Raw genomic sequence first — 23,050 nt, forward strand, 5'->3', positions numbered from 1 at the left:
TTCAATTTATCAAAAAAATACGTAACTATTCAGCACCTGCGGACCAGAAGCCAGGGTCCGGAGGTTCGGCAAACTGGGCGTAAACTGTTTGAGCGACGTAGGAAGCGTTAATCAAAACCGTAAAACACCGAACCTGATTCAAAGCATGTTATAGGAAATATCCTGGTTATCAAACCCGTGTATAGGTTTTGATTTACGCTTCCTTGGAGCGAGTTTTTACGTCCTGTTTGCCGAATTTCCGGACCACTGGAGCTTATATCATTAAAGTGAACAGATACAAAAATACATCCACATCCAGAGGAAACAAAAATGAGCGATGAACCCAACAAAATAATCTATTCCATGGTCAAGGTAAGCAAACACTTTGACCGCAAACCAGTGCTCAAGGACATTTCACTGTCCTATTTCTACGGGGCCAAGATAGGTGTCCTGGGCATGAACGGCTCGGGCAAAAGCTCCCTCATGCGTATCCTGGCCGGAGTGGACCAGGACTTTGAAGGCGAAACCATTCTGTCCCCGGGATATACTGTCGGTTACCTGGAGCAGGAGCCCCTGGCCAACGAGACCAGGACCGTGCGTGAAATCGTAGAGGAAGGAGCTGCAGAGGCAGTGGGACTGCTCAAGGAATTCGAGGAAATAAACGCCAGGTTCGCAGAACCTATGAGCGACGACGAAATGAATGACCTCATCGAGCGCCAGGGACAGGTCCAGGAAAAGCTGGATGCCCTGGACGCCTGGGACCTGGAATCCAGGCTGGACATGGCCATGGACGCCCTGCGCTGCCCGCCCCCGGAAATGACCCTGGACAAGGTCTCCGGAGGGGAGAAAAGACGTGTGGCCCTGTGCCGCCTGCTGCTCCAGCGCCCGGACATCCTGCTTCTGGACGAGCCCACCAACCACCTGGACGCGGAAACAGTAGCCTGGCTGGAGCATCACCTGCAACAGTATCCGGGAACCATCATCGCTGTAACCCACGACCGCTATTTCCTGGACAACGTGGCCGGCTGGATCCTGGAACTGGACCGGGGCCGGGGCATCCCCTGGAAGGGCAACTACTCCTCCTGGCTGGACCAGAAAAAGGAACGCCTGCGCAAGGAAGAAAAAGCCGAGAGCCAGCGCCAGAAAACCCTGGAGAGGGAACTGGAATGGATTAAAATGTCCCCCCGGGGCAGACAAAGCAAGAGCAAGGCCCGCATCGGGGCCTACGAGCAGATGCTTTCCCAGGACTACCAGAAACAGCACAAGGACCTGGAAATATTTATCCCTCCGGGCCCGCGCCTGGGACAAAAGGTCATCGAAGCCAACGGGCTGACCAAGGCCTATGATGACCGCCTGCTTATAAACAATCTGGACTTTCTCATCCCCCCCGGGGGCATTGTAGGCATTATCGGCCCCAACGGAGCGGGCAAGACAACCCTGTTCAGGCTGATCACCGGAGCCGAACATCCGGACAGCGGAAGCATCGAGCTTGGTCAGTCAGTGCGCCTGGCCCACGTGGACCAGCACCGCGACGACCTTGTACCGGACAAGACAGTGTTCGAGGTCATAAGCGACGGACACGACACTATCAAGATGGGCGGGCGGGAGATAAACGCCAGGGCCTATCTGGGAAGGTTCAACATCACCGGTTCTGATCAGCAGAAAAAAGTAGGTTTACTCTCCGGAGGTGAGAGAAACCGGGTGCAGCTGGCCCGGATGCTCAAGCAGGAGGCCAATGTGCTTCTTCTGGACGAACCCACCAATGATCTGGACGTGAACACCATGCGCGCCCTGGAGGAAGGACTTCTGAACTTTGCCGGGTGCGTGCTGGTCATAAGCCACGACCGCTGGTTCCTGGACCGCATAGCCACCCATATCATGGCCTTTGAGGGTGACAGCCGGGTGGTTTTCTTCGACGGCAACTTCACCGAGTACGAAGCCGACCGCAGAAAAAGGCTGGGCAAAGAATCCGACATCCCCCGCCGTATAAGATACAGAAAGCTCACCAGGGATTAAGCCGGACATCACAAAAGACAACTCAAGACCACCAGTATTCAATGCACCAGACTGCATCAGTCGACAACCGGTCCCTGGACTACACCCTGAAGGCAGACGCCGAGGGGATACTGCACGCAGTGGTCCGGGGACGCATGGAAGCCGGCAGCATCGGCCCCCTGTGGAAGGAACTGGCCTCGAAGCTCAAAAAGAACCGGGCCGGACTTGTCCTGGACGTAGAAAAAGTGGACTACATGGACATGTCCGGACAGGCCCTGCTTCTGCATTTCTCCCGCCAGATGCAGGACAGAAACCTTTCTGTGGAGGTCAGGGGGCTGCGTCCCGAACTCAGGGAGATCCAGGAAGAGATTGACTGTTTCGATTGCCGTCCCAGGCCCATGCAGCGCAAATTATCGGCTCTGGAGGAACTGGGCCGGGCAGCGGTCAACCTGGGTCGGGATACCAGGCAGTTTTTCTCCTTTGTGGGCGAATTCGTGTCTTCCTTTGCCTACAGCCTGACCCATCCGGGGACCGTGCGCTGGAAGGATGTCCTCTCGCACATGGAAGCAGTGGGCGGCCGGGCGGTTTTTATCATTGCTCTAATGGGATTTTTAATAGGAGTGATCATCGCCTTTCAAACCGCCATTACCCTGAGGGCATTCGGGGCGGAGATCTTCGTAGCCAAGCTTCTGGGCCTGTCCATTGTCCGGGAACTGGGCCCCCTGGTCACAAGCATAATCCTGGCCGGGCGGTCCGGATCGGCCTTTGCCGCTGAAATAGGGACCATGAAGACCAACGAGGAGATAAATGCCCTGCAGACCATGGGTTTAAGCCCAGTGCGTTTCCTGGTGGTACCCAGAATGCTGGCGGCCATGCTGGTCACTCCGCTTCTATGTATTTTCTTCCTGCTCTTCAGCTTCATCGGCGGGGCCCTGGTCATGCTTTCCATGGATTTCACCCTGACTACTTACATACACCAGCTGAAAACTTCCGTGGGCATGACTGATTTTTTGGGCAGCATGGTCAAAGTTTTTGTCTTCAGTATCCTTGTAGCCTGGATAGGCTGCGTGCGGGGACTGCAGACCGGCTCCGGGGCCAGTGCGGTGGGTCGTTCCACCACCAGCGCCGTGGTCAGCGCCATAGTCCTGATAATCCTGGCCGACGGCATCTTTGCGGTTGTCTATTACATGCTGGGGATATAAAATAATCGGCAAAAAGACAGGGTCCGGGGGTTCGGCAAACTGGGCGTAAACTGTCTGAGCGACGTAGGCAGCGTTAATCAAAACCGTTAAACAACGAAATTAATTCAAAGTATGTAATAGAAAATTTTCCAGTTGATAAAAACTTGTAGAGGTTTTGATTTACGCTGCCTTGGAGCGAGTTTTTACGTCCTGTTTGCCGAATCCCCGGACCACTGGAGCATATACAAATATTATGGTGAACAGTTATAATGTGCCATCACCCACTGAGCACCCGGTATGCGTGCGCAACCTGTATATGGGTTTTCCGGGAGAGACCCTCCTGGAGAATGTTTCCTTTGATGTATACACCGGGGAAATTTTTGTCATCCTGGGTGGCTCAGGCAGCGGCAAGAGCACCCTGCTAAAACACCTGATAGGACTTTATTCTCCCCTGGACGGGGAAATCTTTGTCCACGGCCGCAACCTCACCCGGGCCACGCCCACTGAAAAAACGCAGATCATGAACAGCATAGGCATCAGCTACCAGAGCGGGGCACTGTTCGGCTCCATGACCCTGCTGGAAAACGTGCGCCTGCCCCTGGAGGAATTCACGGACATGCCCCTGGAGGCCATGAATCTCGTCTGTCGCCTGAAGCTCTTCCAGGTTGGCCTGGAAGGATACGAAAAACACATGCCCTCGGAAATAAGCGGCGGAATGCAGAAAAGAGCAGCCATAGCCCGGGCCATGGCCCTGGACCCGTCCATACTTTTCCTGGACGAACCATCAGCCGGACTGGACCCTCTGACCTCGCTGGATCTGGATGAGCTTATCCTGAGTATAGCCCGGACCCTGAAAATTACCTTTGTCATCGTCACTCACGAACTGGACAGCATCTTCAAGATCGCCGACCGCATGATCATCCTGGATAAGCGCAATAAAAACCTTGCAGCCCAGGGCAGCCCCCTGGAGCTGAGCCGCACCCATACGGACCCCTGGGTGCGCTCATTTCTTAAACGGGAGAAAATCGCCCAATGAGTACCCAGCCCAACTATTACACCATAGGCATCTTCGTAAGCATAGGCCTGGCCCTTTTTCTGGGGGCCCTGACCGTGCTGGGAACCGGTGCCCTGTGGAGAGAAACAGTAACCGTTGAGACTTACCTGGATGAATCCGTCCAGGGCATTGACAGAGGCTCCCAGGTCAAAATGCGCGGAGTTACCGTGGGCCGGGTGGACGAGATAACCTTTGCCGGACTCAAGTATCCCGGGTCCGTGGATCCCGGAGACCGCTACGTCCTCCTGAAAATCAGCCTGGAGCTGGACGAATTCGGGGTGCCGGACCAGGAAGCCTTTGAGAGGTTTCTGGAGCAGGAAATTCAGAAGGGGCTCAGGATCAGGCTGTTGCCCATGGGCATAACCGGTGCAGCCTATCTGGAGATGGACTACGTGGACCCTGCGCGCCATCCCCCTCTGCCCGTAAGCTGGGAACCCAGGAATCCTTATGTGCCCTCTGCTCCCGGCACATTCGCCCGCCTGGAGGAGACCTTTGAGTCCCTGGGCAACACCATGGCCAAGATAGAAGAAATGGATATTCAAAAGACTCTGAACCACCTGGACCATCTTATCCAGAGCCTGGACAAGAGCGTGCAGTCCTTTGACCTGGCCGGCATATCCGCCAGGGCGGAGGTCTTTATTGAGGAGTTAAGGGAAACCAACCGTAAAATATCCGGGCTCATCGGACCACTGGAGGACCCGGAGGAAAAGCGGACCGATCTGCATGCAGTGCTCAAGGATTCCAGACAAATCCTGCAGAAGGTGGATAAAGGCCTGGACCGGTTGCAGATAGACAAGGAAGGGGGGGCTGCGGATCAGATAGCCCGGACCCTGGACAACCTGCACCAGGCCTCAAAGACTCTGCCCGAAACCATGGACAGCATAGACGTCACCGCTGCCAGCCTCAAGGAGAGCAGCAAGAGCGTGGAGCGCCTGAGCAGCAGAAGCTACACCATGCTCAGGTCCCAGAACGAGGAACTGCGAAGACTTCTGCAGAACATGCAGATCATCAGCGAAAACCTCCTGGATTTAAGCCAGGATGCCAGAAAATATCCCTCATATATCTTTTTTGGAGATAAACCCCTGGAGAGCGAGATAAAATGATGACCAACAGCCAGAAACTCCTGCTCTGCCTGCTGTGCCTGCTTCTGCTGGCCATAGCGGCCTGCGCCCCCAAAAAGAAGCCGCCGGAAAGAAACTTTTTTGTCCTGGAAACAAAAAGACAGGCAGGCGAAACCTGGGATGAGCCCAGAGGAATACTCAGCGTTCGCGGCTTCGATGTCTCCCCGGGCTTTAGGGGCAAGGAGATTGTCTACAGAACAGAGCGCGGCCGGAGCCAGTCCGACTTCTACAACCAGTACTTCATTTCCCCGGGGCCCATGCTCACAGACGTGAGCAGGCAGTGGCTGGATGACTCGGGCATGTTCGAAGCAGTCATATCCATGGGCAGCCACAAGGAAGCGGACTATATCCTGGAAGGATCAGTGACCTCGCTTTACGGGGATTTCCAGGAAGGGGATGAGCCGGCATCCGTTCTGCGCATGCAGTTTCTGCTCCTTGAGGATGACCGGCTGGATTACCACATGCTCATGCACCGCACATATAAAGAACGGGTCACCCTGACCGGTTCGGGAGCAGAGCACGTGGTCCAGGGTCTAAACAAGGCCTTGACCAGGATACTCACCAGGCTGGAAAAGGATATGGCCGCGGCCATGGAAAACAGACGGCAATCCCGGCATCCAGGGGGCTTTTTTCTCAAAAATGCCCCGGTTGGTTTGCCTCTCCTGGATATCGGTGATGAAGAGCTGTCTTTCTATAGCTGGATGATTAAAACGAGCAGTACGATACAGAACTGAAGGCTCTAATGCTGTGCTTCTTCAGGATGCAGGTCTACCAGGGAGATGTCCAGTCTTTTTCCCAGGACAAGCGCAGCCTTGTTGATGGTATGCAGGGTAATGTTGGAGGATTCATCGCTTAGCAAGCGTTCCAGGCTGGATCTGCTGGTACCCATTTTCCGGGCCAGCTCCGCTTTTTTAATGTTTTCTTTGTCCATGAGTACTCTGATCTGGTGCGAAATTGTCTTTTTCAGAGCCATGAGCTGAACTTCTTCGTAGATGCCTTCTTCCTGCAGGAATTGATCGAATGGTTGGCCCATATGTTTTGAGGCAGTCATTTATATTTCCTCCATCTCTTTTTTTCGTTTTTTAGCCAGGTCAAGTTCCTGTCTGGGAGTCTTGCGGGTTTTTTTGATAAATCCGTGCAAAAGCACCATCTGTTCCTCTTTGATAAAGAAAAGAACTCTGGCGGTTCTGCCGCCGGTCATGCGGCTGCGCACTTCAAATATGCCGTCTTCCAGGGATTTGCACTGTGAAGGGCCTGCTGGCCAGTTAAATTCCAGGTTGGCTATGTCTGACCCGATCTCTATCTTGTCCTGCTTGTTCAGGGACAGCAACCACTCTCTTACCGGCATTGAGCCGGAGGTTGTGGCATAGAACCTGGCAACAAGAACCTTTTGTCTTGGCATACCTACCTCATGTACCGTTTAAGGTACTTCAGGTCAACATAAGGTTTTTGCATTTTTTGCTAGATTCCCGGCATCCATACATGTACTGATCTGCCATCAAGGCTCTATGCCTTAGCTGTTCATCATCCTTTTGACTATATTTCTGCCTACCAGCCAGAATACGAAGAGGATGACCGCACCTAAGCATATGGCCGCGTATAGTCCGAGCAGTTTGTTTATAGCCTCAGCATGCATCCAGAAGAAATAAAAGGCATACCCTACAAATACATTCCAGACAAACGTACCCATGAAAGTGTAGATCAGAAAACGCCTGAAAGGCATGCGAATGATTCCAGGCGGGACTGACACCAGGCTCCTGATGGTGGGGGCCATGCGACCGAAAAAAACCACCCAGTGCCCCTTTCTTTCAAAAAAATCAAATACCTGTTCCAGATCGTCAACTTTAACCAGGTAATACCGCTGCGCTCTCCCAGCCAGATAAAAAAGTCTCTCCCGGCCCAGGAGCATGGACAGAAAATATATGCATACAGAACCGATGCTTCCCCCGATACTCACCAGCACTATGATCAAAAATACTGTCAGCAGGGGCTGATCCGCCATGGCCGCGGTAACAAAGAGCACGGCTTCCGGGGCCAGAAACAGGCTGGATATGAAGATTAGCCAGTAGTTCTGGCCAAAGGCGGCTATGGCTTCTTCCATATTTGCAAAACCCTAAATGGACAGATCCAGCAGACCGGAGAGGATGGCTGCAGCCAGAAGCCAGACATAAAAAGAAAACACCTTGAGCCTGGCCTTGTACAGGAAATAGACCACCAGCTTCAGGGAAACTATCCCCACCAGAGCGGCCACCACAAACCCCATAATCAGAGCAGCCGGGCTCACTTCTCCCAGCCCGCCCAGTCTGAACACTTCCACCCCCTGCAGAAGAGTTGCCGCACATATGGTGGGAATGGCCAGGAAAAAGCTGTACTCTGCTGCCCAGCGCCTCTTGAGCCCGGTGAAGAGGGCAAAGACAATGGTCATGGCGCTGCGGGAAAGACCGGGCATCAGGGCCATACCCTGGGCCAGGCCGATGACCCCGGCCACTCCAGCGTTGATCTTTTTAAGGCCCCTTCGCCTGGGCTTCAGACGGTCAGTCCACCACAGCAGAGCCCCGGTGAGAATCAGGGTCACCCCGACCATATACGGGGTTGCGAATATATGCTCAAAGGCGGCCTTGAAGGAAAGACCCAGCACTCCGGTGCACAGAACGGAAAACATGCCCAGAAGAAAAAGGCGGGGATAAAGAATGGAATTCTCCCGGCCCCCTTTTTTGGCCCAGGCAAATGACTGCTGCACGCATCTGACGCAGAATACCTTCAGGCTGGACCAGAAAACCACAACAATGGAAACCAGGGTGCCCACATGCACCACCAGGTCAAAGAGAATCATCTCTGGTGAGTCCGGCGGGGGCAGCGGATGGTCGTGGCGGATGAGCCAGTGCTGGGCAAGTACCAGGTGGGCCGTGGAACTAACCGGCAAAAACATGAATATGCCCTGTATGACTCCAAGCAGTGCGGCAACAAAAAGGGTCATGCCATCTCCCGGGTACTTATCTGCTTCAGTGCGCCGCTGCTGTCTGCTGTCACCCGGCCTTCAAAATCCAGAAGCACCGCCCGCACATTTATCCCCCCGCCGGCAAAGGCCCGGGCCTGCTCTGCCATTAACTGCACAACCCTTTCAAAAATTTCCGGGCATTCATCCTGGAGCATAAAAAAAGCCTCTCTCGCTGTATTGGCACCGGCCACCCTTTGGGACAATTCTGCAGCACTGCATATCTCCAGCACCATCCGGCCAAGATCTTCCAGGGCCAGGCGCGATCTGGCCGCATGGGTATGGGGCGCGCCCTGGGCCATCTTCACCGCCTTGCCGAAAAATACCACCAGGATGGCTTCTTTGTGTCCTTTACGTGCGGCCCGCTTCATGCTTTCTGCAAAATAATCCCCGATCTGGACAAAGCCTTCCTCTGCCAGTTCCGGAAAAATTTCCTGGGCAAAGCGCTCCGACCTTCGGCCCGTGGTGCACACCACCCTGTCCAGACCGCAGGCCCGGGCCACCGAAAGAGCTGAATCAATGGTGGCTATGTAGGCTGCATGAGACATGGGCCGGACCACACCGGTGGTGCCCAGGATGGAAATGCCGCCTGTTATGCCCAGCCTGTGATTAAGGGTCCTTCTGGCAATTTCTTCACCCCGGGGTACAAACACCTCCACCTGCAGGCCATGTTGAACACCCGTCTCTTGAAGCACTTTCTCCAGGTTCTCCCGGATCATGTGCCTGGGGCCAGGATTGATGGCCGGCTCCCCCGGCGCAAGCTCCAGGCCGGGCTTGGTGATGTGCCCGACTCCCTCACCGGCGCAGATGGATATTTCATCGGTGTTTTCCAGCCTGCTTACCCTGGCCCCAATCTCGGCTTTGTTGGTCACGTCGGGGTCATCCCCTGCATCCTTTATCACCGAGCACCAGGCAAAGTCTTTGCAGTCTATCCCGCAGGCATGTACCGGGATTTCCAGATCATCCCCGGTAATAAGCCGCACCCGGACCTGCCCTGGACATGTACCCTGCAGCAGAAGACCTGCCGCAGCCATAGTCGAAGCTGCAGCAGCCGTGCCCGTGGTGAATCCGCTTCGCAGACGGCGCGCTTTCTTTCTACTCATGGTTTTCCGGCAGATGGTGAACCGCTGATACTCATAGGCCGGCAAGTCCTGCATGAAGGAGGCAAAAAAATCCAGACCACTTCTTAAACTCGAAACTATTTTGAGCCGGCCATAATGACCAGGCTGTTGACCACGGCCGCAGCCACGTTGGAGCCACCCTTGCGGCCCAGGTTGGTAATAAAGGGAATATCCAGCCCTGCAAGCTCAGCCTTGGACTCGGCTGCATTGACAAAACCCACAGGCAGCCCCACCACCAGTCCCGGCCTTGCCTTGCCTTCACGGATCAGCAAAATCAGGCGCAAAAGCGCAGTGGGGGCGTTGCCCACCACGTAAATCCCCCCCTGCATGTCATCCAGGGCCATGTCCACTGCAGCCTCGGCCCTGGTCGTTCCTTTTTCCCGGGCCAGGCGGGCAGCATCCGGATCATCCATGTAGCAAACGGCCCTGCACCCCATCCCGGCCAGGTCCTTTTTGCGCAGCCCGGCCAGGACCATGTTGGTGTCAGTGACAATGGTCCTGCCGGACTTGATGGCTTCCACTCCTGACTCCACAGCCAGGGGGTGAAAGCGGATACTTTGCATATACTCAAAATCAGCGCTGGTATGAATCATCCTGGACACCACGGCCCACTGACCTGCAGAAAAGGAATGTCCTCCAGCTTCTGAGGCTATGATCTCCATGCTCTTTTGTTCAATTTCCTGAGGAAGCATTTAGAATTTCCCTTGTTTTATAATAATATCATTACTGCAGCAGTTGCTTTGAAACTTTGCCTTCTGCGGCAGTTAACCAGAGCCTGCGTCGCTATTCTGAAAACATAGGCCCTGCTCATGGCGAAATCAAGCACAAAGTGCCCTGCCGCTACCCGGCCCTGCAACAAAGAATCCTGATGCCTGCACTGGAGGGCAGGATCAGATATCATAAAGAGTGAACAGTTGCCATGACCAGGCAAACAAAAAAGCCCTGCATTCAAACAATACAGGGCTTCTTACATTTCTGTCAGTCTGTGGCTATCAGGACAAAATTCCCTGACTGGCCTGGACCAGGAAGTCGAATATATTCTGAGGCATAACACCGAGATAAAGCACTCCCAGGGCCAGTATCACTGCTATGGAAGCTCCCACGGGACTGAGGGTGATCCTGGAGGGCACCACCTCGTCCAGGGTATAAGCATGGCGTACCAGGTTCAGGTAGTAAAAGATAGCAATAGCTGTATTGATGACCGCTATAATAACCAGCCAGTAAAAACCTGCATCCCAGGCGGAGTTGAATAGAAACAGCTTGCCTATAAATCCTGCTGTGGGAGGCAGTCCCACCAGGGCAAAAGCTGAAACCGCCAGGACAAAGGCCAGTATGGGCGAGCTGGAATAAAGCCCGCGCAGATCGCTTATGTATACATTTTTGCCGTCATGGGAAATGCGGGTGATGATCCAGAACAGGGTCAGGTTCATGACCATATACACCAGGGCATAATAGGATGCCGCAGCCAGACCGTATGCCCCGCCGGCAACAAGTCCCATGATGATAAACCCTGCGTGGGCAACGCTTGAATACCCCAGAAGACGTTTGACATCCTTTTGAACAAGGGCAACCAGATTACCGAAAGTCATTGAGATAGCGGCGAAAATAGCCAGGATGGTCTTTACTTCCATACCGGGATTAAAGGCCATGAGCCGGACCATGATGACAATGGCCCCTACCTTGGGCAGAGTGGCTGCAAAAGCTGCCGTTTCGTTGCTTGCACCCTGATATACATCCGGGGCCCAGAAATGGAAGGGGAACAGGGCCAGCTTATACAGAAAGGCCAGCAGGAACATGGTCAACCCGATGAGGGCCATGGGCTGATTGGTAAAAGACCAGTCCAGAGTCAGCAGTTCGTTGATGTAAGTGGTGTGCTGGGCTGCAAGTATATAGGATATGCCGTATAGCCCGATGGCAGTAGCCACGGCACCAAAGAGCACATACTTAATGGCCGCTTCAACTGCTCTTGGATCCTTGTTTCTGAATGGCAGCAGAATATACAGGGCAAAGGAGGCCAGTTCCAGAGAGATGTAGATTGTAAACAGCTCTACCGTGCTGGACAATAAAAGCAGGCCAAAGGCGCTTATAAACATGAAGAAAAAGTAGTCAGCCCTGTTGGCTTTGCCCAGGGATCCCACCCGCAGTGCATTGGCCGCGCAGATGGCCAGGCCCAGGAAGATTATGGTCTTGAAGAACTGGGACAAGCCGTCGATTCGGTATGATTCATAAAACATGTACTCTACGCCCGAAGGGGAAAAGAAGGCCAGGACAGCCCCAAGCAAGGCAGCAAAGGGCACCCACTGGATTTTGTCCTTCAGACTGTCGCTTATGCTCTGGACGAATAAAACCGCCAGCAAAGCCACCATGTACAATTCTGGAATTATGAGTTGAGGATTGAAGTTAAGCAAGGCTTGTCTCCTTTTATCCTGCCTGGGCAGATTTTATCCGCTTGTATCTATTTAAAATCCTGGTGATCAAACCTGTTAAAAACAGCATCTGAATGTGTAACCTGAACAAACTCTCCGCTTGATGCTTCAAGCTCCAGCACCATGCCGGATACTATTTCCGGAGCTGGCTCCGGTACCGGTTCTACCCTGATGTCCTTCTCAGCGTGAAAATTATCCAGGAGGTTTTCTATGGACGGACTGATAAAACTCAGAGCCCGTCCCGGCGCAACACCCAGGTATATGACCAGCAGGCCCAGGGGTACAAGATAGACCCACTCCCTGGTGTTCATGTCCGTCCAGCCCTTGACGCTGCTGGGACTGCCCCAGCCGACATTGAGGAGCAGGCGCAGGAGATAGACCAGTCCGAGGATGAGGCCGATTACAAAGAGCACCCCAAGTATATAGCTGGCCTCAAAGACTCCAAGGAGTACCAGCAACTTGCTGAAAAACCCGTTGGTGCCGGGAAAACCGAAAGCAGCCAGGCCAAAGAGCAATAAAAATCCCGTATAAGCAGGAAGATACTTGCTCACCCCCATATTTTCTGAGAGTTCACGGCTGTGGCTGCGCTCATAGATAAGGCCCACAAGCAGAAACATGGCCCCCGTGATTATGCCGTGATTGACCATGTGCATGATTGCACCTTCAACGCCTCTGAAGGCGAAGACAAAGATGCCCAGGGTGACAAACCCCATATGGGCGACTGAAGAATAGGCAATGAGCTTTTTCATGTCCGACTGACCAATGGCCAGCAAAGAGCCGACAATTATGGAAATCAGGGCCAGAGCAATCATGAGCGGTGCAAAAAACTCACTGGCAGCCGGCGTAATGGGCAGACAGAAGCGCAGAAAGCCGTATGTTCCCATCTTGAGCAGAATGGAGGCCAGAAGAACACTGCCCGCTGTAGGCGCTTCTACGTGTGCTGCAGGCAGCCAGGTGTGAAACGGGTAAAGCGGGACCTTGATGGCAAAGGCCAGGGCCATGGCCAGAAAGGTCCAGAGCTGGAACTGGAAGGCATACCTGTGCTCCATGAGTTCAGGGATGGAGAAGGTGCCTGTATTGATGAAAAAGGCCACTATGGCAGCCAGAAACAAAGTACTGCCGGCCAGGGTGTATAAAAAGAATTTAAGGGAGGCATAACGCCTCTGGGGACCTCCCCAGACGGCGATCATGAGATACATGGGTATGAGCATGGCTTCCCAGAAAATGTAGAAGAGAATGAAATCCAGGGCGCTGAAGATACCTATGCAGGCCGTGGTCATGAGCAGAAGACAGAAATGAAACTCCTTGACCCTCTGCCCTATGTACTTCCAGGAACAAAGCACGCATATGGGCAGAAGCAGCACTGTAAGCAGCACCATGAGCACGCTGATCCCGTCAATGCCGAGGTAGTAATAAATATTCCAGGCCTCTATCCAGGCATGTTTTTCCACGAATTGAAAATTGGCGGTCGTGGTGTCGAAGCCCAGCAGTATAGGAACGACCAGCACGCATTCAATAAGACTCACAACCAATGTAAAAAGTCTGATATTACTGTCTCCCCTGAGAAAGAAGAGCACTACCGCGGCTATGAGCGGAAAAAATATCAAAGCGCTGAGCACGGGAAAACCTGTGTTAAGCATGGTCGGCTACTCCGGCAAACGGTTTATTGATTATATATGCATTCATTTTATTTTTTGCGGCTTCAGTGTCATGACAGCCAGATAATGCCGCATACAAGCAGGGCAATGATCACTGCCAGGGCCAGGTAATCCTGAATCCTGCCGTTCTGCAGCCTGGACAGGGTGCCGCCGGCGCTGTTTTGAACATGGTAGGCCATACCGTCCAGGAATCCGTCAATTCCCTTTCTGTCGAACCAGACCGAGATGCCGGACAGGCCGAATACCCCGGAAGGTGTCAGCCTGTTTATGGCTGTGTCCACGGCTATTTCCACCTTTTCGGCCACTGCCCTGGCCGCTCCCATTACTCCCTTTACAAAGAGCCAGTTGTAGAAAGCGTTGATGTACCATCTGTTCCACAGGAAGGCGTGCACCAGCTGTACCACCCTGCTGTTTTCATACACAGCATCTGCATCCCATTTTCTGGCGATGTAGAACATGTAGGCCGGTATTACGCCTATGAGCACGCTGCCTATGGACAGAACCATAATAAGAGTCTTGTCAAAGGAAGGAACGCTTAAGACGGTGGAGTGTGCCAGATCCTGTACTAACTGCGTCTCGAAGAGTCCGTACAGGGCATATTCCACCCTCATGCCCATAAGCCCGAAGATGACAATCCCGGCCGCCAGCACGCCGCAGGCGAATGTCTGGGGAAAGTAGCCCTCGTGAACGTGGTTGTGGGGCTTCTTCAGCTCCTGTTTGATATGCCTGCTTTGCTTGCCGTGAAACATCATTCCGAAATAGCGCGTGGAGTAAAAGGCGGTGAATATCACCGATACCAGCACTATCAGAAAGAGCACTATATGCTGGGATTCAAGGGTGGCCAGAAGTACGGCCTCCTTGCTCCAGAATCCGGGCAGAGGCGGCACACCTATAAGTGAAAGGGTGGCCAGGCCCATGAAAAGCCAGGTGTAAGGCAGAAACTTCCTCAGGGCGCCCATATCATTAATATAGATGGAGTGGGCTGCATGGATCACTGTACCGGCGCACAGAAAGAGACAGGCTTTGAACATGGCGTGGCTCATGAGATGAAACGTGCCTGCGGCGTATCCCTTGACCAGCAGATCCTGGCTGAATCCGGCCACACCCAGGGCCAGCATCATGTATCCTATCTGACTCACGGTGGAGTAGGCCAGAATCTTCTTCAGCTCCAGGGCCACTAAGCCCTGGCTGGCCGCCAGGAATGCTGTTATGGCCCCTATCCAGGCCACTATAAGAAAAAAGTACATGGCCTCATCCACACCTGCTGTCCAGTAGCCGTAATAGAAAATGGGGATGAAGCGGGCGATGAGAAACACACCGCTCTTGACCATGGTGGCGGCGTGGATGAGCGCTGATACCGGTCCGGGGCCGGACATGGCCTCGGGAAGCCATTCATGCAGTGGAAACTGGGCTGATTTGCCCACTGGACCGGCAATGAGCAGAATACTCACCAGGATGATCATCCCCGGGGTGGCAGCCATTTCAGGTATCCATTCCGGGGCGGTCTGGTACAGTTCCAGGACATTGAAGGTCCCGGCATAGAAATACATGATAAGTATGCCCCCCAGCATGAGCATGTCCCCCACGCTGGTGACGATAAAGGCCTTGACCCCGCAGGCCGAAGGGGTATCGAAGGAATACGGCTCAGGGCCGCCGATCCAGTATTTCTTCTCGTCGCGGTAGTAAAAACCTATGAGGCCGTAACTGCAAAGCCCAACAAGCTTCCAGCCGATGAATATGATTATCAGGTTGTTGGCCAGAACCAGGAGCAGCATGCTGCCGATAAAGGCATTCATGAGCATCCAGAAGCGCATGATCCCGGGATCGCCCTTCATGTACCCAACACAGTAGACCATGATGAAAAAACTGATCACGGCCACCACATTGGCCACGATTATGCTTAGAGGATCAACCAGAACCCCGAAGCTGACCGTAATGGGTGTGTGCAGCCAGACAAGCTGCGATTCCAGAGGCAGGGCCTCTGCGCTGAAGAGCAGCGGAAAAAGCATGAGCGCACACACTGCTGCCAGAAAGGAGAAAAAGACTGCTCCAAAGTTCATTACGGAGGTGCTTATGCGGGCCAGAAACGGGGTGACCAGTACCCCGATGAAGGGAAAGATCAGGCAGAGCCACGCAAGCTGAATGTCCATATTCGTACCCACCTCAAGGTTTATAGTTCGTATCTCTTGGCTGCAGCTCGCAGCCTGTGGTTCACCCGGGAACCAGTGGTTACATGTTAGCTATTGCCGTGCTGATCACCGGCTCAAAGAGTTCCATGACCAGGGTCGGATACAGCCCGAGAAACGCCGAAAACAGGATTATGACAATTAAGGGAGCCAGCATGACCCAGGGCGGATCCTTGATATGATCATCATTGGCCAGTTTTTCAGGCAGTGGCCCGAAAAATATGATCCTGGTGAAATGCACGGCATAGGAAATACTGAGTAAAATGGCCAGAAGCCCGATAATACCGATGACTAAGCCGAAAGTGTCACCGCGCTCGAATATTCCGGCAAACATGACCACTTCCGCTGCAAAACTGCTGAACGGTGGTATGCCGGCCAGCATCATGCCGCCGCTTAGAAAAACCAGGGCTGTAATGGGCATCTTGGCGCCCAGCCCGCCAAGGTATTTAACATTTCTGATGTGAGTCATGTACACCACAAGCCCGCAGGCGGAAAAGAAGACCGTCTTGCCCATAATATGACTCAGGAAGAAAAACAGCCCGCCCTCGATGCTTGCAGCGGTCAGGGCACCTATACCCAGCATGGAATAAGCACTCTGACTGATGGTGGAACAGGCCGGGATACGCTTCATGTCCCTCTGGGCCAGGGTCAGCAGGGAGCCGTAAATCATGGTGATGACAGCCAGGACCATGATATAGGGACCGAATACCTGAAAGTCTTCCCAGAGCGGGAGCACAAGCATGCGCACAATAATGTAGGCGGCTATATTGGCATATACTGCCAGAAGTCCGGCTATACAGGTAGGATGTTCCGCATGGACCCAGGGCATCCAGACATGCAGGGGGACAATGGCCAGCTTGGCGATCATTCCCACCAGCACCAGCAGTATCGCCCAGAAGGCCAGGGGATCACCGGACATGGTATGTATCTGCTCAATCTGCAAGGAACCGGTCTGAGAGTAGATTAAGGCGACTCCGGCCAGAAAGAAGAGTGCGGAAAAAATACCCCACACGGTACATATAATGGCCACCCAGACCCGCTCATAATAGCCGAAATAGGCCATGAGGAAAAACAGGAACAGGGTGAGAACTTCCAGGAAAAAATACATGAGCACCAGGTCACTTGCGAAACTGACCCCCATAAAACCCACGGGAAAGAAAAGGAAAAGGTAGTAAAAGCATGCGTACCAGCTGATCTCGCCCCTGTTTCCTATGGTGTCGGGATACAGGACCTCGATGCGGTGATATATGTATTTGATGGAGTAAGTGCCCAGGGCCAGGCACAGCAGGTTACAGATAAAGGCCACGGCTATGCTTAATCCGTCAGCAACCAGGGTAATGCTGATCTCCGGGCTCTTGAGGATCTGGTAGGTCTCCGTAATGGGGGTGCCTTTGTAAACCTCAAAAAAAGCCAGAAGCAAAAGAAAAGTGGTGTATGCAAGTCCAGCTACAGCCACCCATCCGGCTTTCATGCCCAGCTGGAACCTGAAGAGCAGGATCACCAGGGCCACCAGTGCCGGGACAAAGATTATCTGTAGTAGTATTGAGGGAATCATGTCATATCATCCTTATTTGGGCTAGAGGCGATATCATTGCGCTGCTTTGGATCCCAGGACATTATTTATCCTCGCATAGTAATCAGTTTTCCGGCCTCGACGTTTTTAAAACGTCTGGACACAACAATAAGAATTGCCAGTAAAAGAGTGGCTTCGGCAGCAGCTATGCCCATAACCAGCAGGGCACCCACCTGTCCCAGTTCATTGGGGGCCGGTGTCAACTGCGCTGAAGCCATGATGCTAAGGCCTGCTCCGTTGAGAATCAGCTCTATTCCCAGCACTATCCCCACCAGCGTCCTTCTGTATGCAATGCCGAAAATGCCCAGGCACAACAGAAAAATGGCCACCAGGTGGTAGATGGTCATTACGCTCATTTTTTCCTCCTCATTTCAAATGCCAGGATCACTGCTCCGGCCATGGCAATGGTCAGAAGCAACGAAATAAGCTCAAAGGGCAGAATGAAATCCTCCAGGAAAAATCGTCCCAATACGCTTATTTCCGTCTCTTCAGGTACAAGGAAGGAAGGCGGGGCCGAACGTATGGCAGCGGTTGCCAGCATCACTGCAGGCACCAGTCCGGCGAGTCCGGCGTAAACATACTTCCTTCCAGGGCTCCTGCCGGTCTCGTCGCCTCCGGGCCAGGCATTTGTAAGCATTATGGCAAAAAAGATAAGTACGCTGACGGCTCCTACGTAGATAAGTATCTGCATCAGGGCGATGAAGGGAGCTGCCATGAGAAAAAACAGCCCGGCCACGCCGAAGAGGGTCATTATCAGCCCAACAAGCGCCCGGACCAGACTCTGGGACAGCACCGTCATAAACCCGCCGACGACAATTATGGCGATATGCCCGAATAGCACCGCCCATGCCAGTCTTTCGTATTCCAGATTTTCCATTTACTGCTCCTTTTTCTGAGCCTGATATTGCAGTCTGGACAGCAGGTCGTAGACAAACTCCTGCCTGGTGAATCCGGCTACATAGACGTCGCTGGAGTACCTCAAGGCCCCGGAAGGGCAGCTCTCAACACACAGACCACAAAGGCAGCAATAATTGTAGTCCAGAACAAAGGACTGCAGTTCAGGCTTGGCCTTTTTGGGCGGAGCTTCTTTTTTGCCCTCGGGCTGAGTCTCAGTTTCGGTCCCCGGAGCCGCCTTCTTTTCCTCCGCCGCCTTCTTCTTGGGCTTGCTGGCCTTGAGGGAAATGCAGGCACCGGGGCAGATGCGCACGCAGTTGCTGCAGGCTATGCACTTGGACTTCGTGGGATCTTCATCGCTTGGAACAAGCTCTATATGCCCACGGTAGCCATCCAGGTTGGTAACCTGACGCGGGTAATGGACGGTTATCTGGGGAGACTTGAAGTTGACCGCAGTCACCTTCATCCCCACCAGAAGGCTCCACATGCCCGACAGGGTTTCGCTCAAGCTTTTGACTATCATAAGGCAATCACCGCTAAGGTTATCAGAAGATTAAGAACGGCCAAGGGGATCAGCCATTTCCAGCAGATGTTGAGCAGCTGATCAAAACGCACCCTTGGAAAGGTCCACCTGATCCAGATCATGATAAGCAGCAGGACATAGACCTTGGCCAGAAACCACCATATTCCGGGAGCACCAGGTCCCTGGAATCCGCCCAGAAAAAGAATGGCCATGATACAGGCTGCCACCACCATGTAGGCGTATTCCGCCAGAAAAAAGCAGGCAAAGGCCATGCCCGAGTATTCGGTGTGAAATCCAGCGGTAAGTTCGCTTTCGGCCTCGGGCAGGTCGAAGGGGTTCCTGTTGGTTTCGGCCAGGGCACAGATGAAAAAGAGAATAAAGGCCAGTGGCTGATATACTATGTACCACTGCCACGGCCATGTCCCCTGTCCGTCGGCGATGTCGAAGAGGTTGAAGGTCCCGGTCATGAACACAATGGACAGGACCACCAGGAGCAGAGGAATTTCATAGGCCACACCCTGGGAGATATCCCTGGCCGCCCCTATGAGGCCGTATTTGTTCTGTGAGGCCCAGCCGGCCAGACACAGGGCCAGGACGTTGATCCCGGTAAAAGCCAGGATCAGGATCAGGCCCACATTGGTATTTATTACCTGCAGATGCGGCCCGAAGGGAATGGCGATAAAGCAGACTATGGCCGGGGCAATGGATATCATCGGGGCCAGCCAGTACAGGAAACTGTCCGCCCCCTTGGGGGTGAATATCTGCTTGCCCACCAGCTTGAGACCGTCGGCAATGGGCTGCAGAATTCCGTGGGGAAAGCATGGGGGACCCACTTCGTAAGGACCGGGCCTCCTGTGGATAAAACCGGCTACTTTCCTTTCCAGATACACCAGGACCACTGCGTTGAGGCCTACAAAGGCCATGATCGCCAGAAGCCCCACAAAAATGATAATAAACGGCGTAGGTATTGCTTCTATCATCTGTCTATCTCCGGTATTACCAGGTCAAGGCTTGCCAGAATCGCGATGGCGTCCGAGATGAGCGTTCCCTGGGCGACTTCGGAAAAGAGGCTCAGGTTGGAGAAGCCGGGGGCCCGCAGCTTGAGGCGATACGGGGACTTGCCCCCGTCGCTTACCAGGTGCATCCCTATTTTCCCCCGTGCCCCTTCTAAAGCGAAGTATACATCGCCCGCCGGAGGCTTGGGACGCTTGGGGGCTTTGGGCAGGATATAATCGCCTTCAGGCAGGGTATCCAGGGCCTGTTCGATTATTTTGATACTCTCCTGTATCTCATCCATGCGCACCAGGTAGCGGCCCATGGAGTCGCATGTGTCGTAGGTAGGTATGTTGAAGTCGAAACGGTTGTAAATGGAGTATGGTTCTGCGCGCCGCACATCGTAAGCCTGTCCGGACCCCCGCAGTACCGGTCCGGTGGCTCCGTACTTGCGGCAGGTATCAATGGGGATCTCTCCAACTTCTTCCATTCGTTTGCGCAGGATGAAGTTGTCCGTGACCAGGTCTTTGAACATCTTGGCCCTATCCTTGAGCCTGGCGCATTCGGCCCTGGTAGCTTCAATGAACTTGTCGTCGATGTCCGCGGACACCCCGCCGAAGCGGTAATAGCAGTAGGTCAGCCTGGACCCGGTGTTGCGCTGCATAATGTCCTGGATCCTTTCCCTGTCGTCAAAGGCGTACATGATGGGAGTAAACGCCCCAAGATCCAGGAGAATGGCCCCCCACCACAGAAGGTGCGAAGATATCCGGTTGAGTTCACAGGTGATGACCCTGATGTACTCGGCCCTTTCCGGAACCTCGATGCCCATAAGCCTTTCCACGGCAGCCACATGAGCCCAGTTCCAGGCCAGGGCGTGCAGATAGTCGGTACGCCCGGGGTTGGGCAGATACTGGGGGTAGCTCATCACCTCGGCCATCTTTTCGTGCATGCGGTGGATATACCCCAGGACCGGCTCGGCCCTTAAAATATACTCACCGTCGATTTCCAGCAGAATGCGCAGTACTCCGTGAGTGGATGGATGCTGAGGCCCCATGTTCAGGACCAGAGTATCCTCGCGCTCTGTGGGCTGGAACCTCTGGGAATAAAAATCCCCCTTGGTGTCTAATCTCAGATCAAGGTTCATGATTGATCCCTGCTTGGTTTGTTGGAACAGTTGGTGATTGCCTGGATAAATTCCTGGCTGTCAGCGGAGACGGGGCTGTGTGCCCGGTCCGGATAAATCTGGTGCAGGTCCTTGAGTGCAGATTCTTCTTTGAGCAGAGGCGGTGGTCCGTCATGGTCCGGAGCCAGCAACAGTGGCAGCAGATTGGGATGACCCTTGAAGCGCACCCCGAAAAAATCGAAGCACTCCCTTTCATGCCAAGCCGCTCCGGGATAAATATCGTAAATGGAAGGGACTTCAGGATTTTCCTTAGAGATCATGACCCGGATTCCCACCCGGCCTGGCTGATCAAAACGATCAAAGTGATAGACCATCTGAAAGCCCTCCTGCATATCTACACAGGAAACGTCTTCCAGAAAAAAGCCGGCCTGATCCAGCTTGCCCACGGCATTCAGGAGGTCCTGGGGGGTCACGAAAAAATCGGCGTCATAACCGGTATATGCAGGACCCTGCGGCTCTTCCTTTTTGGCTTCTTTCCCGGCGGCTTTTTCAGCTTTTTTTGTTTTCTCGGCCGCCTGTTCCGGCTGGGCGTTTTCTTCGCTCATCAACTTACCTCCTTGGGCAGGGTGCAGAGAACATTTTCAGGCGCTGGTCTGCGTTATGATCTGCTACAATTTCAGCATGCTATATAAAAGTATTACTTCAAAAGCAGGTAAAAATGTAAATTACCATTGTTCGCTTTTAGTTGCTGTTTCAGGCACAGGCCACCAGCGTCTGCCGGTGATTTTCTTCTGGACCTGAAAAAGCCCCTCCAGCAGGCCTTCAGGCCTGGGCGGACACCCCGGCACATAGACATCCACCGGTATTATGCGATCCACTCCTTCCACGATACCGTACTGGTTCTTGTAGACAAAGGGACCGCCGGAGATGGCGCAGTTGCCCATGGCAATGACCCACTTGGGAGAGGGCATCTGTTCGTAGAGCATTGTCACTAAGGGTGACAGTTTTTTATTGACTGTACCGGCGACGATCATCAGATCCGACTGCCTCGGAGACGGTCTGAAAACTTCAGCCCCGAAACGGGCCGAATCAAACCTGGCCATGCCGAAACCCATCATTTCTATGGCGCAGCAGGCCAGCCCGAAAGTCATGGGCCATAGAGACATGGCCCTGCAGATGTTCAGAATTTTCTGAACAGGTGCATGGTCGATTATGGGTTCGTCATAGCTGGTGTCAGCATATGCATGTGTTAGGGTTTGATTTTCTTGGGCCATGTAAAGACTCCTTTTTTCCAGAAGTAGATGACTGAGGCGAACAGAATAACGATAAAGATCAGCAGCTTAATGAAGCTGACCAGATCGGGCGCCTCAACATAGTGAGTGGCCACCGGAAAGAGGAAGAGGACGTCCACGTCAAAGGCCAGAAATATCAGGGCGTAGAAGTAGTAGTTTATCCCGAATTTGACCCATGCGGATCCATGAGGAATCATGCCGCATTCGTAAGGCATCCTTAATTTTTCGGCCCGGGCTTTGGGGGCCAGGAGGTGGGAAAGGAGAAACGGGACTACTGCAAAAAAGACAATGCCCAGAACAAAGAAATAGATTATCGCTATATGTAGCCAGGAAACGCTCATAACGGCCTACTTCCTTTTGCGTTAGACATTTGAAGGATGGAACACAGCCGGTTCATCATCGTGGCAAAACTGATAAAGACGTAGACAAGAACCTATGGTGATGTCAACCAAAAAAAGAAACTTTTTTAACAATTCTTTCAAAAAAATAGACTTACTTGTGCATTGTTTCACAAAAGACGTCCTGCAAAGCTATCAAGGCGGGCGGTAACTTTGCATCGATGTGCGGCAGCTGGCCTCTATTCACAACTATTTTTGTATTGATAGCAGATACACAAAAAACATGTTGATGCGGTATACTTTGTGACAACAGTGTCATTTGCATACACTCCAGTGCGCCGGACTGCACCAGCCTGACATCGGGGTCGGGACGAAATCAGTATCGATAGACCAGGCCATGTGCAAAGCCCCCGATACTTTCGGTGCCGTCACCGGTAAAAGCATTATTGTGGCGGAAAATTGCTGTTTTTTCCTGACTTCATGATCTTCATGACCGTCATGATAGAGTGTTTTCTTGCCCTTGCAGATATGACTGCAAAAAGTCGAAAATCAGATGTATGACCTTCAAAGCACCTTTCCAGCTCTTTGCTTTCTGCCC

The 23,050-nt window shown here is 53.2% G+C and carries 23 protein-coding genes; 5 read left to right on the forward strand and 18 right to left on the reverse strand.

Annotation, left to right across the window (positions count from 1 at the left end):
• Positions 1–309: 309 nt before the first annotated feature.
• The 5 genes from ettA (at position 310) to DTHIO_RS15620 (ending at position 6,064) form a co-directional block, all read left to right on the forward strand.
• The gene (gene ettA / locus DTHIO_RS15600; protein WP_008871225.1) at positions 310–1,995 is read left to right on the forward strand and encodes an energy-dependent translational throttle protein EttA; all 1,686 of its coding nucleotides are present in this window, start codon (positions 310–312) and stop codon (positions 1,993–1,995) included.
• Positions 1,996–2,036: 41 nt separating this feature from the next.
• Positions 2,037–3,176, forward strand: a complete 1,140-nt coding sequence (locus DTHIO_RS15605; RefSeq protein ID WP_008871226.1) for an MlaE family lipid ABC transporter permease subunit — start codon at positions 2,037–2,039, stop codon at positions 3,174–3,176.
• A 232-nt stretch (positions 3,177–3,408) separates the two neighbouring features.
• Positions 3,409–4,191 carry an ABC transporter ATP-binding protein gene (locus tag DTHIO_RS15610; protein ID WP_008871227.1) on the forward strand — a complete coding sequence of 261 codons (783 nt, stop codon included), beginning with the start codon at positions 3,409–3,411 and terminating at the stop codon, positions 4,189–4,191.
• Positions 4,188–5,312, forward strand: coding sequence for an MlaD family protein (locus tag DTHIO_RS15615; RefSeq protein WP_008871228.1), 1,125 nt, complete (start codon positions 4,188–4,190; stop codon positions 5,310–5,312). The genes DTHIO_RS15610 and DTHIO_RS15615 overlap by 4 nt, the downstream gene beginning before the upstream one ends.
• Positions 5,309–6,064 (forward strand): ABC-type transport auxiliary lipoprotein family protein, encoded by a 756-nt coding sequence (locus tag DTHIO_RS15620; protein ID WP_008871229.1) that lies wholly within the window; start codon positions 5,309–5,311, stop codon positions 6,062–6,064. Before DTHIO_RS15615 ends, DTHIO_RS15620 begins: the two co-directional genes overlap by 4 nt.
• A gap of 5 nt (positions 6,065–6,069) precedes the next feature.
• Here DTHIO_RS15620 and DTHIO_RS15625 read toward each other — a convergent pair whose 3' ends face one another.
• The 18 genes from DTHIO_RS15625 to DTHIO_RS15710 all read right to left on the reverse strand — a co-directional run bounded on the left by DTHIO_RS15625 (position 6,070) and on the right by DTHIO_RS15710 (position 22,455).
• On the reverse strand, positions 6,070–6,381 hold the full coding sequence (locus DTHIO_RS15625; RefSeq protein ID WP_008871230.1) for a helix-turn-helix domain-containing protein: 312 nt from the start codon (positions 6,379–6,381) through the stop codon (positions 6,070–6,072).
• Positions 6,382–6,732, reverse strand: coding sequence for a type II toxin-antitoxin system RelE/ParE family toxin (locus tag DTHIO_RS15630; RefSeq protein ID WP_008871231.1), 351 nt, complete (start codon positions 6,730–6,732; stop codon positions 6,382–6,384). It abuts the gene before it with no gap.
• 111 nt (positions 6,733–6,843) lie between these two features.
• Positions 6,844–7,431 (reverse strand): DedA family protein, encoded by a 588-nt coding sequence (locus DTHIO_RS15635; RefSeq protein WP_008871232.1) that lies wholly within the window; start codon positions 7,429–7,431, stop codon positions 6,844–6,846.
• 12 nt (positions 7,432–7,443) lie between these two features.
• Positions 7,444–8,307, reverse strand: coding sequence for an undecaprenyl-diphosphate phosphatase (locus DTHIO_RS15640; RefSeq protein WP_008871233.1), 864 nt, complete (start codon positions 8,305–8,307; stop codon positions 7,444–7,446).
• Entirely contained in the window at positions 8,304–9,428 is a 1,125-nt protein-coding gene (gene cbiD / locus DTHIO_RS15645; RefSeq protein WP_040419139.1) for a cobalt-precorrin-5B (C(1))-methyltransferase CbiD, read from the reverse strand. The genes DTHIO_RS15640 and cbiD overlap by 4 nt, the downstream gene beginning before the upstream one ends.
• 95 nt (positions 9,429–9,523) lie before the next feature.
• On the reverse strand, positions 9,524–10,138 hold the full coding sequence (locus DTHIO_RS15650; RefSeq protein ID WP_008871235.1) for a precorrin-8X methylmutase: 615 nt from the start codon (positions 10,136–10,138) through the stop codon (positions 9,524–9,526).
• A gap of 300 nt (positions 10,139–10,438) precedes the next feature.
• On the reverse strand, positions 10,439–11,854 hold the full coding sequence (locus DTHIO_RS15655) for an NADH-quinone oxidoreductase subunit N (protein ID WP_008871236.1): 1,416 nt from the start codon (positions 11,852–11,854) through the stop codon (positions 10,439–10,441).
• Between the two features lie 47 nt (positions 11,855–11,901).
• Positions 11,902–13,512, reverse strand: coding sequence for a complex I subunit 4 family protein (locus DTHIO_RS15660; protein ID WP_008871237.1), 1,611 nt, complete (start codon positions 13,510–13,512; stop codon positions 11,902–11,904).
• Positions 13,513–13,580: 68 nt separating this feature from the next.
• Positions 13,581–15,680 carry an NADH-quinone oxidoreductase subunit 5 family protein gene (locus DTHIO_RS15665; protein WP_008871238.1) on the reverse strand — a complete coding sequence of 700 codons (2,100 nt, stop codon included), beginning with the start codon at positions 15,678–15,680 and terminating at the stop codon, positions 13,581–13,583.
• A 79-nt stretch (positions 15,681–15,759) separates the two neighbouring features.
• Positions 15,760–17,271, reverse strand: a complete 1,512-nt coding sequence (locus DTHIO_RS15670) for an NADH-quinone oxidoreductase subunit M (RefSeq protein WP_008871239.1) — start codon at positions 17,269–17,271, stop codon at positions 15,760–15,762.
• A gap of 65 nt (positions 17,272–17,336) precedes the next feature.
• The gene (locus tag DTHIO_RS15675) at positions 17,337–17,645 is read right to left on the reverse strand and encodes an NADH-quinone oxidoreductase subunit NuoK (RefSeq protein WP_008871240.1); all 309 of its coding nucleotides are present in this window, start codon (positions 17,643–17,645) and stop codon (positions 17,337–17,339) included.
• On the reverse strand, positions 17,642–18,166 hold the full coding sequence (locus DTHIO_RS15680) for an NADH-quinone oxidoreductase subunit J family protein (protein ID WP_008871241.1): 525 nt from the start codon (positions 18,164–18,166) through the stop codon (positions 17,642–17,644). The genes DTHIO_RS15675 and DTHIO_RS15680 overlap by 4 nt, the downstream gene beginning before the upstream one ends.
• Complete coding sequence (locus DTHIO_RS15685) at positions 18,167–18,706, reverse strand: 4Fe-4S binding protein (RefSeq protein ID WP_008871242.1); 540 nt, start codon at positions 18,704–18,706, stop codon at positions 18,167–18,169.
• A complete protein-coding gene (gene nuoH, locus DTHIO_RS15690) occupies positions 18,703–19,686 on the reverse strand; it encodes an NADH-quinone oxidoreductase subunit NuoH (RefSeq protein ID WP_008871243.1) in 984 nt (327 codons plus the stop codon). Before nuoH ends, DTHIO_RS15685 begins: the two co-directional genes overlap by 4 nt.
• Positions 19,683–20,843, reverse strand: coding sequence for an NADH-quinone oxidoreductase subunit D (locus DTHIO_RS15695; RefSeq protein ID WP_008871244.1), 1,161 nt, complete (start codon positions 20,841–20,843; stop codon positions 19,683–19,685). The genes nuoH and DTHIO_RS15695 overlap by 4 nt, the downstream gene beginning before the upstream one ends.
• Entirely contained in the window at positions 20,840–21,427 is a 588-nt protein-coding gene (locus DTHIO_RS15700) for an NADH-quinone oxidoreductase subunit C (protein ID WP_008871245.1), read from the reverse strand. The genes DTHIO_RS15695 and DTHIO_RS15700 overlap by 4 nt, the downstream gene beginning before the upstream one ends.
• Positions 21,428–21,547: 120 nt before the next feature.
• Positions 21,548–22,096 (reverse strand): NADH-quinone oxidoreductase subunit B, encoded by a 549-nt coding sequence (locus DTHIO_RS15705; protein WP_008871246.1) that lies wholly within the window; start codon positions 22,094–22,096, stop codon positions 21,548–21,550.
• Complete coding sequence (locus tag DTHIO_RS15710; RefSeq protein WP_008871247.1) at positions 22,072–22,455, reverse strand: NADH-quinone oxidoreductase subunit A; 384 nt, start codon at positions 22,453–22,455, stop codon at positions 22,072–22,074. Before DTHIO_RS15710 ends, DTHIO_RS15705 begins: the two co-directional genes overlap by 25 nt.
• Between the last annotated feature and the right edge of the window lie 595 nt (positions 22,456–23,050).

Source organism: Desulfonatronospira thiodismutans ASO3-1, assembly GCF_000174435.1.
GTDB lineage: Bacteria > Desulfobacterota > Desulfovibrionia > Desulfovibrionales > Desulfonatronovibrionaceae > Desulfonatronospira > Desulfonatronospira thiodismutans.